Origin of the sequence: Coprobacter fastidiosus, from assembly GCF_030296935.1 — a bacterium.
In the GTDB taxonomy this organism is placed as follows: domain Bacteria; phylum Bacteroidota; class Bacteroidia; order Bacteroidales; family Coprobacteraceae; genus Coprobacter; species Coprobacter fastidiosus.
This window is the reverse complement of sequence record NZ_AP028032.1, coordinates 1,052,292-1,065,181: the sequence shown is the minus strand read 5'-3', so window position 1 is coordinate 1,065,181 and position 12,890 is coordinate 1,052,292. Positions and strand designations below refer to the sequence as shown.

Here is a 12,890-nt window from a genome sequence, read left to right as displayed (position 1 = left end):
ATGAAAAACATAATTATAAAATATAGTATCGTCTTTTTTAGCTTTTTATTTCTTATATCGGGAAGTCTTTTTGCTCGTGAGGAGATGTCTCTTTGCGGAGTATGGAAATTTGCATTAGAACGAGATTATAAATCTTATGATTCTTGGACAGAAGGTTTTGAATTCGGTCGGGATGTAACAGTCCCTCATACGTGGAATGTAGAAGATAAAACGGAACGTATATTCGGAAAAGCTTGGTATGAAAAGCGAACGATTGTTCCGGAGAATTGGAAGGGTAAACATGTCCGCCTTTGTTTTGATGCGGTATATAGAGATGTTGTTGTTTGGGTCAATGGAAAACAAGTGGGTACACATTCGGGATCAGGATTTACGGAATTTTCTTTTGACATATCTCGTTTACTAAAATATGGGAAAGAAAATCGAATAACAGTGTCTGTCGATAACTCTTTTTCTGAACATGCTCTGCCTTATAAAGCCAAATTCGATTGGCCGAATGATGGGGGCATTATTCGGCCGGTAAAACTTTTAGCTTTGGAAAAACCTGCAGTACGCTCTGCGTTTGTTCGTTACGATATAGATTTTAGTAATAGTTCCGCAGATATGGATATAGAGGTGAGAAGTTGGAATCCTGAGATAAAGGAGCTTTCTTATGACGTAATTATCAAAGAATGGAAATCGCAGAATACTATTTTTGAAAAGACATTTGAGGCCAGTATAAAAAATGGCATATCCCGATTGAATTTTAGATTGGATAGTGTTAAATTGTGGCATTTCGATACTCCTCATTTATATACACTGGAGATAAAAAGCGTGCAGAAAGGTAGAGTATCAGATTCATATACAACACGTTTCGGAATAAGAAAAGTCGAGATTAAGGGAGATACGCTTCTTTTGAATAACGAACCTGTTCGGCTTCCGGGAATAGAATATATGCCCGGCAGTTATCCTGAGTTCGGTATGGCAGAACCGTTGTGGGTTATGGAAAAGGCTGTGGAACAAATAAAGGACTTGAATTGTGTCCTTACCCGTTGTCATTGGCAATATGATAAACGCTATTTCGATTTGTTGGATGAAAAGGGAATATTGGTCCAGGAAGAAATTCCCTGGTGGCAGGCTCCGGGGAATTTGACTCCGGAATTAGAAGATTTAGCAAAAAAACAGATCGACGAAATGATAGAGCGGGATTTTAATCATCCGTCGATAATTTCATGGGGAGTAAGTAACGAAGTATTTTATAATACGGATAAAGATATTTACCGGAGGTTGATTCGCCATGCCAAGGATTATAATTCGGGACGGTTTGTGACGGTGGTTTCAAATGAGATATTTGATCGCCTTGAGAATGACGAGTCTCTTTTAGGTGATATTCCTACATGGAATGATTATACGGGGACTTGGCATGGTAAGAGCAGGGAGGAGACTCCCGATAAATTGGCATTGATTAACAATCGTGCTTTAAAAGGACGTCCGTTATTGATTACAGAACACGGATTGTGTGAGCCGCGTTTTGTGGGGGCAGATGCTCGTCGTGTCGTAGAAATGACTTATCATTATGACCAATGGGCTAAAAATAAGTTTATTATCGGAGTGATTTATTTTTCATTAAACGATTATCGCACTCATGTCGGAGAAGCCGGTTTCGGACGATATAAATCGCGGGTACATGGACTGTCTTCGATGTGGTTTGATAAAAAGCCTTCATTTCAAGTCTATAAAGGATTAGCAGCCCCTATATATGTAGAAAATTTGCATATACGAGCTTCTGGGAAAGAGGCCCAGGTTGTTTTAAAAGTAAAAGACGATCTGCCTTCCTATACTTTAAGAAAATATACAGTATGCTGGAAGACCGTTACTGGTATGAAAAAATTGGAGTTACCCGATCTGAAACCGGGAGAACGATATACTTTCGAGATTGACGGGCTAGATCCTTTATCTCGTCCCGATGTGAAAATTTTCAGACCGACAGGGTATTTAGTTACGGAGTATTAAAATGTAGGTAGTATGAAAAGGTCGTTGTTATTTATTCTTCTTTGCAGTTTGTTCACATTTGCTTTTTCAAAAGAGAATACTGTTGTCGTATTCCCTAATGAAGTGCATCAGACAATTCACAGTTTCGGTGCTTCTGATTGCTGGCGTACCCAATATATCGGGAAAAATTGGCCTTTAGAAAAAAGAAATGCCATTGCCGATTATCTGTTCAGTTCCGATTTTGATGACAAAGGAAATCCCCGTGGGATAGGATTAACGCTTTGGCGTTTTAATATAGGTTCGGGAAGCCATGAGGCTGGAGAGAGAGGTGGCGTAGCGTCGGAATGGCGTAGAACCGAATGTTTTTTAGATTCTTTGGGAAATTGGGACTGGTCAAAACAAGAAGGACAGAGATGGTTTTTGCAAGCTGCCCGGGAGAGAAAAGTTCCTTATACCTTAGGTTTTTCTATTTCGGCACCTGTATTTATGTCGAAAAATGGAATGGCGCGGGCTAGTGAGCCTACACCTTATGCTAATTTGAGACCTGATAAATATGTCGATTATGCTCATTTTATGGCTGTCGTTTGCGAAAAATTGGGACTTGACTATTTGAGTCCTATTAATGAACCTCAATGGAATTGGATTCATGCAGGTCAGGAAGGTATGCAAATGACTAATGAAGAGTGTTGCCGTTTGATCCGGTGTCTGGATAAAGAATTGAAAAAAATAAATGGGAATACTCGTGTAGTTTTTGGAGAAGCAGGTTGTATTAATTATTTATATGAACGGGTGAAAGATAATCCGTTGAGAAGTAATCAAATAGAAGAAATATTTGCTACCGATGGAAAATATAGCATATCTGGACTGCAAAATGTCGCTCCTATTGTTTCGGGACATTCTTATTGGTCAACATGGTCGTTGGATTCCTTAATCAGTTGGAGAAAACGATTGAATCGTAAAATAAAAACGGATTTACCCGGTACAGCTTATTGGCAGACCGAATATTGCCCTATGGAGAAAAATGATGATAATCCGTATGGCGGTGGAAAACGAGATATAGGGATGAATACGGCCTTATATGTAGCGCGTGTTATTCATAGTGATCTAGTTTATGCGAATGCGGCTTCTTGGCAGTTTTGGACTGCTTTTTCGGAATGGGATTATAAAGACGGTCTGATTTATATCGATGATGGAAGGTCGCCTCAAGGAGCTAATTCGCTTGATAATCCGTTAGTAGAATCTTGTAAATATGACGGAGTGTACAGAACGTCAAAACTAATGTGGGCTTTAGGAAATTACAGTCTGTTTGTTCGTCCCGGTATGCAGAGAATTTCTGCGAATTTGCAAGGAGTTTCGGATGAAGAATCGGTGCGATCGCTGATGGTGTCTGCTTATAAAGATCCGATTTCTGGTAAAATGGTTTTGGTTTTTATCAATTTCGCTCAGGATGAAAATATTGTGAATATTCAGTTCAAAGGAAATAAGAAGGTTGCTTCAGTAAAATATAAACAGTATATTACTTCTGAAGAGTGTGATTTATCATATAAAGGTAATGTCGGAAATAAGGTCGTTATTCCTGCTCGATCGTTAGTGACTTTAGTATCCGAAATGAAATAAGTTATATTATGAATAGGTTAAGTGCTTGTATTGTAATGAGCATAGGTTTGTTCTTTTGGGGAATAAACAGCGTGTCGCATGCTCAAATGAAGAGTGTGAAAGAGTCTTGTATCGCATCGTTTCGGATGCCGTTACCCCCTCCCGGTTTTAAACCGAAACTGGAGGATTTGAATGGTGACGGGAAGCCGGAGGCTATCTATTCTATGACAGGTGATAGTGTTCCTATTCTTTGGATCGATGATGACCGAGATATGAAATGGACGGACATCGAAGGCGATATGGATAATGACTGTTTATTGATAGACCGAAATAAAGATGGCATATATGGCGGTGACGGAGATTTGGTAATCGATTGGGTTGATAGCGATAATGATGGAAAAGCCGATCTGCAGATTGTGATGGATTATCCGGCCGTGCATGCTACAGAAGTATGGCCGAATGGGCATGTGATGATTTTGTTAGATACGGATAAAGACAATATTTTTAATTATATTGATTGGAATACTTATCAAATAAAAAGCTGGAATAAAAGCGGACGAGCAGCGTTCTATACGGATTATAGCGGACAATCTGCATTTACCAAAATGCATGTGGCTACCTATAATATGGGGGATTTAAGACTTAATTGGGAGAATCCATTTTTGTTTTATGATCCGGATAAAGATGGCCTTTCGGAGATTGCCGTTCGTTTGTTGGATTCCCCGAGTACTAAGGATGAGAAAGCGTCTTGGAATGATTATGTAAATATGCAGTTGGAAGGAGTAATCGATTGGGTGTCCATTTCTGTAGATTTGGATAATGATAATGCTCCGGGAAATGATTTCGATTTCGATTTTACTTTAGGTCTTCGAGGAGGCGGATTTGATTATATGGATCAGGTTCATGTATTTAAGAATATGAGAGGTTTGCCCGAAGCTGATAAATTTTTTATGGATCCGCGTTGGCGTCAAATGGATGAATTGATTTATCCTGATCATAAAAATGCATTCGATCTGATTTTCAATAGAGGAAAATGGGAAAGCGCTCATTTCGTTTATGATGAAGATGATGATTGTCATCGTTGGGAGCGTGTTGAGTTTTATGAAGCCCGTGATCCTTTCAAGGTAGGGGCGGGAAATGGAGGATTAGACCATAATACACAGGCTGATGCGGCCGGAGACCGAGGGGAATGGGATATGGACTGTTCGGGAAAAGGTAATTTATATATTAGTCCTTTAGATGGTCGTTTACATTTATATGGAGCTGAATGGGGGTGCTGGCGTGTAGATCAGAATACGGAATATTATCAAGGTTGGGATCGTCTTTGGATCAATAAAAATCCTAAAAAGTTCGCAACGGTAAAATATACAGATAAAAACGGTAATGGATTTCTGGATTATGTAGAATACGATATGGATGGTGACGGGAAGTTCGAGACTGTATTTGATTTGAAAGCTTTAGGAATTGATGATAGAGCTAAACTGATCGATGTTTCGTCGTTTACATACAGAGATTATACTAAAATGATGAAACGTATGTCGGACGGAATATGGGAACGTGCACAAACAGCCGTACGTGTAGCACACAAATACGGGTTGAATACCTCTTGGTATGCATGGTGGATAGAAGCACTTTCGATGCGTGAAAAATATCATCGCGGATATTGGCTGCAATATTATCTGTTTCAAGATTTGATGAATTACGGTCTTCGCACAGGAGATAAAGACCTGCAACAAAAATTGGTTGTTGCTTATTGTAGCGGGAATTGGAAAAGTTTGCTTTAAAAATCTGGTTTTATGAAATATCCGGTTTCTTCTTCTGCGTTATTTCCGGTGGCGGGATTGTTATTTTTTCCGCTTACGGCTCAAACCCAGACTCGTCCGAATGTCGTGTTCATAGTTGTGGATGATTATGGATGGGCAGATGTCGGGTACAATGGAAGCCGTTTTTATGAAACTCCCAATATAGACAAACTTGCTGCAGACGGAGTGATTTTTACGGACGGATATGCCGCAGCTCCGGTAAGTTCTCCTGCAAGGGTAAGTATAATGACAGGTAAGAATCCCGCACGAACGGGGATCACCGATTGGATTCCGGGTTATCAATATGGCCTGGATAAACAGAAACTGAGCAAATATAAAATGTTGTCTCCTGAGATGCCGTTGAATATGCCGCTTGAGGAAGTTACTATCGGAGAAGCATTAAGGGAACAAGGGTATAAAACATTTTATGTCGGGAAATGGCATTGTGCTGAAGATTCTTTATTCTATCCTCAATATCAAGGTTTTGATGTGAATATCGGGGGATGGTTAATGGGAAAACCTAACGGGGATGTCCGGAAGAAAGGAGGACGGGGAGCATATTTCTCTCCCTATCATAATCCGATGTTATCGGACGGTCCGGATGGAGAGTACCTTACGGATCGTTTAGGAGATGAATGTTTGAAACTAATGGATTCGGCAGGAAGATCACCTTTCTTTCTTTTCTTGTCGTTTTATGCAGTGCATACTCCGATAGAGGCGAAACCTGAGGTTACGAAATATTTCGAGAAGAAGGCTCGGAAAATGGGTTTGGATACGATCTCACCTTTTACGACAAATAAAGATTGGATACGGAATACTCCATATAGAGCTTGGCATTGGAAAGAACGTACGATACAGAGTGATGCCGAATATGCTGCATTGATATGGAGTATGGATGAAAATGTGGGGAAAGTTTTAGATTATTTAAAAAAAGAGGGCTTATATGATAATATGGTCGTTTGCTTAGTTTCTGACAATGGTGGTTTATCTACAGCTGAAGGTTCTCCTACTTCTAATTTCCCGTTACGGGGAGGAAAAGGCTGGCTGTATGAAGGCGGGATACGGGTCCCCTATATTATTAAGACTCCTTATATGAAAGGTTCGGCTGGGATTTGTAAAACTCCAGTTTCTTCTACGGATTTTTATCCTACTATACTGGAGCTTACCGGAGCGACTTTGAAACCCTACCAGCATAAAGATGGAGTAAGTCTTGTACCTTTATTGAAAGGGAATACGGTCTTTGACCGGGGAGCTATTTATTTTCATTATCCTCATTATGGAGGTAAAGGTGATTCTCCGGCAGGAGCTATACGTAAAGGAGATTATAAGTTAATATGGTTTTATGAGGATGATCATATAGAATTATATAATCTTAAAATGGATATTTCTGAAAAGGAAAATTTGGCGGAAACTCAAAAGGAAAGAGCTTTGTCTTTACAGAAAGAACTGCAGGAATGGTTGTGCTCATGTGCTGCAAAAATGCCTGTATATAATCCGGATTATAAGGAAATAAAATATTGAAATGAAATATAATTGAGTTATGAGACTGAGATATGTATGCTTATTATTCTGCATCTTTTTTGTAGGGTATATGAAAGCTGGAAATACGAAAATTTCTCCCGATTCATTAATGAGTGTAATGAAACGTGTTGCCGATTGGCAAATAGCGGATTATCCTCGACATTTACATAAATGGACGCATACTCCTGTAATGTGGACTAACGGAGTAATGTATATCGGAATGGCGGAATGGGCTTCATTGTGGAAAGACGACTCTTATTTTGAATGGTTGAAGAAAATTGCTGCAAAAGAACGGTGGCATCCGGCAAAGGGTATGTATTTTGCTGATGATATTTGTGTGTCGCAGCTTTATTGTCAGTTATATGAAAAATATAAAGATCCGGTAATGCTTCAACCTACAGAAGCCCGTTTGGAGTGGGTAATGAATCATCCTTCAAAGGCAAAACTGACTTATGAGGCTCCGCATTCCCATGATCGTTGGTGCTGGTGTGATGCTTTGTTTATGGCTCCTACCGTATATGCACGTATGGGAAAGATTACGGGTGACATACGGTATTGGAATTTTATGGAAAAAGAGTTTTGGGAAACCGTAGAGCTTCTATATGACCGCAAAGAGAATCTTTTTTATAGAGATACCCGTTATTTGTCAATGCGTGAAAAGAATGGAGCTCCAGTTTTTTGGGGACGAGGTAATGGTTGGGTAGCGGGGGCTCTGGCCGTAATTATAGACCAATTACCGGAAAATTATCCGACACGATTAAAGTATATAACTTTATATCAGCAGCTTATGAAACGTGTTGCCGGATTACAGGATGATGAAGGATATTGGCATGCCAGTATGCTTGATACAGAAACATACCGAATGCCTGAAACAAGTTCTACGGCCTTTTTTGTATATGGTTTGGCTTGGGGAATTCGTCGTGGATATCTGCCTGAAAAGAAATATTTTCCTATAATGGAAAAAGGGTGGAGTGCCCTTGTGCGGGCAGTACATCCGGATGGGAAATTAGGTTGGGTGCAGGCCATCGGATCTGATCCTCAAAGAGTATCGGCAGATATGACAGAAGTATATGGCACGGGGGCTTTTCTATTGGCTGGTACTGAAATTTATAGAATGCTTATGGAGAAATGAGACGATATTTAATTTTTTTATTGTTCGTTGCTGGAATTTCCGGAATATTTGCTCAGACTGTAATTCGAATAGATAGGGGAAGTTCCGGATTGGAATTTGAAGGTATTGGTGCTGTAAGTGCTGGTGCTTCGTCACGTCTACTTATTGATTATCCAGAACCGTACAGGTCTGATATATTGGATTTTTTATTTAAACCTCATTTTGGAGCTTCGTTACAACATTTTAAATTTGAGCTTGGAGGAGATATAAATTCTACTTGTGGAACAGAACCTTCTCATGCACGTACGAGGCAGGAGATGCAGAATCCGGTCCGGTTTTATTTTGAAAGAGGCTACGAATGGTGGTTGGCACGGGAGGCTTTGAAAAGAAACCGAAATATAATTTTCGATATATTGCAGTGGGGGGCTCCGGGGTGGTTTGACGGAGGTTTTTATTCTATGGACAATGCAGAGTATTTAGCATCGTATATAAAGGGAATGAAGCGTTATCATAATATCGATATAGCTTATTGCGGATTGTGGAATGAAAAACATATACCTGATTTATCCCGCAATTATGCCGTAAATATTTTACGTCCGGTTTTAGATAAAAACGGGTTGAAAAAAGTAAAAATAGTCGGTAATGATATGTATTGCTCTTCACCTGAACATCATGAGCCGTGGAGTTATGCGAGAGAGTTATTGAATGATTCGATTCTGAAAGAAAATATAGATATCCTGGGGTATCATTATTTGAATGTCGATGCTACACAGGACGTGAAATCATTAGATATGCCTGTTTGGGAAAGTGAGGCATCTATTTTGTCTGGAAACTGGAAAGATGCTCTTACTTTTGCGCGAAATACGAATCGCAATTATATCCGGAGTCGTGCGGTCAAAACATTGATATGGTGTCCTGTAGATGCATATTTCCCTAATGTGAGTTGGAATGGGGTAGGAGCTATGGAAGCCCGTATGCCGTGGTGCGGTTATTATGATGTGCGTCCGGCTATTTGGGCGATAGCTCATACGACGCAGTTTGCAGATCCGGGATGGCGTTATTTAGATGATGCTTGTGGTGAAACCGATACGGGATTGTCATATGTTACTTTAAAGCATCCGAGAAAAGAATTGTATAGTATGATTATCGTAACCGGAAATAGACCGGATACTCTTGTTCTGGATGTTTCTCTTATTGGTTCAACAGAATTTTGTTTATGGAAAAGTGATGAAAAAGATCAGTTTATCCGACAGACATCTGTCCCTGTCAAGGACGGGCGTTTAATTTTGACCCTTGCACCGGATGCTATTTATTCGTTAACAAATACGGTAGGGCAAAAGAAAGGAAAGGCTATTCATCCTATTCCTGCAAAGTCAGAATTTCCTGCATATTATACAGAGAATTTTGAGTCGTATGAGAAAAATCGTATTACTCCGCGCTGGTTATCTGATCAGGGAGGAGCTTTTGAGGTTGTGAAGTTGCCGGATGGCAACCGAGTATTGCAACAGCAAATAACAGAATCGTTGATTTGTTGGGATCCTTGGGGAAAGAATAATCCGGAACCATATACGCAGGCCGGATCGTCGAACAGTAGTGATTATGTTGTATCTGCCGATTTTAAAATCGGAGAACAAGGGTGTGCTCGGATTTTCGGAGTAGTGTCATGGTTCGAAAGCAATACAGCTCCGCACGGCGTTGGATTAGAGATAACACATAGCGGGGAGTGGAAATTATCTATAAATCAAAAAGTTATAAAAGAGGGAGTTATAGAAATTGATCCTTCTGCATGGAATCATTTTGTTTTGGAATGTGGAATCTCTGAAGTCAGAGCCATAGTCAATAATTGTATATTGGCCGATATCCCGGCTGATCGTAATTATGTAAAAGGTTTTTTTGGAGTCGGATCTGATTGGAATAGAGTATGTTTTGATAATTTGCAGGTAAGGCCATTAAATGTGAATTGAATTTATTTATATGAGAAGGTCAAATTATGATAAATTCCCGGTAACAAATATAACGGGAGAGATATGGGTAGGAATAGAGGATATAATTTCGCAATTGCAGCGTGAAATTGTAAAAAAGGATTTTATATTAGTTGTGGATTGTTATGTCGGGGTTTCCTTGGATAAGTTGTATGAATGTTTAATAAATCTGCATCCTGATTTGTGTATAAATACGGAATGTCTGATGAAACCGGAAAATGAAGTTCGCGATATGACTTATCCGTATGTGACTGATGACGAATTGTTCGGATATAGAACAAGATTAAATATTTCCGATTTTTTTGATCATGAAAAAGTTTCGGCTTTCCGTAAACGGATTTCTTCTGAAAAAGGCATAAAAATTATTCTGGGGTGTGGAGCTTCTTGGATTTGCCCTGATGCTGATTTGTTGGTATATGGAGATATTGCACGTTGGGAGTTGCAACAGCGTTTTCGTCGTCATGAAATAAAAGCGTTAGGTGTGGATGTCCGAAACGAATCACCAGCCCGGCAATACAAGCGAGGGTATTTTTGTGATTGGCAGGTGTGTGATACTCTTAAAAAAAGTATATATGAGAAAGTCTGCTATTGGTTGGATATGAATATTCCACTGACTCCTAAGATGATAAGTAAAGATACTTTTATGCGGGGACTTGCCAAGACGATTGAGGGACCTTTCAGAGTTGTTCCGTTTTTTGATCCGGCCCCTTGGGGAGGTCAGTGGATGAAGGATGTTTGTGATTTAGATAAAAATGCCGATAATTTCGGTTGGTGTTTCGATTGTGTCCCGGAGGAGAATAGCTTGATGTTGCGAGTAAATGGTGCCGATTTTGAAATGCCTTCGGTGAATTTAGTTTATTTGAAAACCTCCGAATTGCTTGGAGAACCGGTTGAAGCTCGTTTCGGACAGGATTTTCCGATACGGTTTGATTTCTTAGATACTATAGGTGGAGGGAATCTCAGTTTACAAGTGCATCCAACAACTCAATATATACGAGATAGATTTAATATTCCTTACACTCAGGATGAAAGCTATTATTTGCTTGATGCCGAAGAGGGGGCATCTGTTTTTTTAGGAGTAAAAACGAATGTCAATAAAGAAAGCATGTTAGCTGATTTAAGAAGCGCCCAATCTGGAGAAATGATTTTTGACCCGCAACCCTATATCAATTGTTTTCCGGCATTCAAACACGATCATTTTTTGATACCGGGAGGGACAGTACATTGTTCCGGAGCTGGAGCAATGGTTTTGGAGATAAGTTCTACCCCGAGTATATTTACTTTTAAACTGTGGGATTGGAAACGGTTAGGTTTGGATGGTAAACCTCGGCCGATAAATGTGGAACATGGTAGTCATGTAATAAATTGGAAAAGAGACACGGAGTATGCTTTGAAATATCTGGTGAATTGTGTGGAGGTTGTTGCGGAGGGTGACGGATGGATAGAGGAAAAGACCGGACTGCATCCAAATGAATTTATTGAAACCCGTCGGCATTGGTTTGAAAGAACGGTAACACATTATACAAGGAATAGTGTCAACGTTTTGAATTTGGTGGAAGGAGATGAGGTTATTATAGAGAGTCCTGATGAACGATTTGAACCGTTTGTGCTTCATTATGCAGAAACGGTCATTGTCCCGGCTTCGGTCGGAACATACATGATAACGCCTTATGGTACAGCTTCGGGAAAACGTTGTGCTACTATAAAAGCTTTTGTTCGGTTAAATGCTTAAATGAAACGGTATGGGATATGTAAATGATAATAGAATAGTAATGACATTGGATGCCGGCGGAACGAATTTTGTTTTTTCGGCGATACAGGCCGGTGAGGAAATAATAGAACCTTTTTCTGTTTCGTCTTGTAGTTATGACCTGAAGTCATGCTTGAACAGTCTGTTAGGCGGTTTCCGAAAAGTATGCTCTTTGTTGCCTCAAGATCCGGTTGCAATCAGTTTTGCTTTTCCCGGTCCTGCGGATTATGAAAATGGGGTAATCGGAGATTTGCCGAATTTCCCTTCTTTCAGGGGTGGTATAGCCCTAAAAGCTTTTCTTGAAGAAAAGTTTTGTATACCGGTGTATATTAACAACGATGGAAATTTGTTTGCATATGGAGAAGCGCTTGCCGGAGCATTGCCTTATGTAAATAGTTGTTTGGAGTCTGTGGGGAGTAACCGGCGTTATAAAAATTTATTAGGTATTACTTTCGGTACGGGGTTTGGAGCAGGAGTTGTGATAGATAAGGTCTTGTTATCGGGAGATAACGGTTGCGGTGGTGATGTATGGCTTGTTCGTAATGGTTGTTATCCGAATATGATAGCGGAGGAGAGTGTCAGTATTCGTGCTGTAAAACGAGTGTATGAGCGGTTTGCCGGATTAGAGGGTTCAGATTTGACTCCAAAAGATATTTTTGAAATAGCGGATGGAAAGATGGGTGGTAATAAAAATGCCGCAGTGAAAAGTTTTCAGGAATTTGGCAAAGTTGCAGGAATGACTATTGCCGGAGCTTTGAATATAGTGGACGGAATTGTCGTTTTGGGAGGAGGAATTACAGGGGCGGCAAAGTATTTTATGCCATCTTTGTTGGAGGAGTTGCGAGGAAATCTTTTCTCTTTTTCCGGAGATAGTTTTCCTGTTTTGCAAATGGATATTTTTGATCTTTCGAACAAGCGAGAATTCGATTCTTTTTTATCGGATGAAGATGAACTTATAAAAGTTCCTGATTCGGATAGATATATTCCATATCGCAAAGTTAAGAAAACAGGGATACTTGTGTCATCCTTAGGGACTAGTAAAGCTATTGCATTAGGAGCATATACATTTGCTCTGACACAACTTGACAAGAGTTAATATATCTGTTTGCATAATTTAGTAGGATATAAAGAGTTTCTTTGGGAATAGTTTCTATCTTTAC

Annotated in this window: 8 protein-coding genes; all 8 read left to right on the top strand. The window is 39.8% G+C overall.

Annotated elements, in window-relative coordinates; genetic code table 11:
* The 8 genes from QUE35_RS04350 to QUE35_RS04315 are packed head-to-tail and all read left to right on the top strand — an operon-like array spanning position 1 to position 12,826.
* Positions 1–1,989 (top strand): glycoside hydrolase family 2 protein, encoded by a 1,989-nt coding sequence (locus tag QUE35_RS04350; protein ID WP_022601294.1) that lies wholly within the window; start codon positions 1–3, stop codon positions 1,987–1,989.
* A gap of 12 nt (positions 1,990–2,001) precedes the next feature.
* Complete coding sequence (locus tag QUE35_RS04345; RefSeq protein ID WP_031258630.1) at positions 2,002–3,585, top strand: glycoside hydrolase; 1,584 nt, start codon at positions 2,002–2,004, stop codon at positions 3,583–3,585.
* 8 nt (positions 3,586–3,593) lie between these two features.
* Complete coding sequence (locus tag QUE35_RS04340) at positions 3,594–5,348, top strand: hypothetical protein (protein ID WP_031258632.1); 1,755 nt, start codon at positions 3,594–3,596, stop codon at positions 5,346–5,348.
* Between the two features lie 12 nt (positions 5,349–5,360).
* Complete coding sequence (locus QUE35_RS04335; RefSeq protein ID WP_022601297.1) at positions 5,361–6,887, top strand: sulfatase; 1,527 nt, start codon at positions 5,361–5,363, stop codon at positions 6,885–6,887.
* A gap of 19 nt (positions 6,888–6,906) precedes the next feature.
* Entirely contained in the window at positions 6,907–8,019 is a 1,113-nt protein-coding gene (locus tag QUE35_RS04330) for a glycoside hydrolase family 88/105 protein (protein WP_009316687.1), read from the top strand.
* Positions 8,016–9,962, top strand: coding sequence for a glycoside hydrolase family 30 protein (locus QUE35_RS04325; RefSeq protein ID WP_009316688.1), 1,947 nt, complete (start codon positions 8,016–8,018; stop codon positions 9,960–9,962). The genes QUE35_RS04330 and QUE35_RS04325 overlap by 4 nt, the downstream gene beginning before the upstream one ends.
* Positions 9,963–9,972: 10 nt before the next feature.
* Positions 9,973–11,712: a class I mannose-6-phosphate isomerase gene (locus QUE35_RS04320; RefSeq protein WP_009316689.1), complete on the top strand. Its 1,740-nt coding sequence runs from the start codon at positions 9,973–9,975 to the stop codon at positions 11,710–11,712.
* 10 nt (positions 11,713–11,722) lie between these two features.
* Positions 11,723–12,826, top strand: a complete 1,104-nt coding sequence (locus tag QUE35_RS04315; RefSeq protein ID WP_022390739.1) for an ROK family protein — start codon at positions 11,723–11,725, stop codon at positions 12,824–12,826.
* Positions 12,827–12,890 lie beyond the last annotated feature (64 nt).

Bases quoted from the DNA above. Each gene is read 5' to 3' on its own strand.
- QUE35_RS04350 (WP_022601294.1), top strand. From the start codon at position 1: ATGAAAAACATAATTATAAAATATAGTATCGTCTTTTTTAGCTTTTTA.
- QUE35_RS04345 (WP_031258630.1), top strand. From the start codon at position 2,002: ATGAAAAGGTCGTTGTTATTTATTCTTCTTTGCAGTTTGTTCACATTT.
- QUE35_RS04340 (WP_031258632.1), top strand. From the start codon at position 3,594: ATGAATAGGTTAAGTGCTTGTATTGTAATGAGCATAGGTTTGTTCTTT.
- QUE35_RS04335 (WP_022601297.1), top strand. From the start codon at position 5,361: ATGAAATATCCGGTTTCTTCTTCTGCGTTATTTCCGGTGGCGGGATTG.
- QUE35_RS04330 (WP_009316687.1), top strand. From the start codon at position 6,907: ATGAGACTGAGATATGTATGCTTATTATTCTGCATCTTTTTTGTAGGG.
- QUE35_RS04325 (WP_009316688.1), top strand. From the start codon at position 8,016: ATGAGACGATATTTAATTTTTTTATTGTTCGTTGCTGGAATTTCCGGA.
- QUE35_RS04320 (WP_009316689.1), top strand. From the start codon at position 9,973: ATGAGAAGGTCAAATTATGATAAATTCCCGGTAACAAATATAACGGGA.
- QUE35_RS04315 (WP_022390739.1), top strand. From the start codon at position 11,723: ATGGGATATGTAAATGATAATAGAATAGTAATGACATTGGATGCCGGC.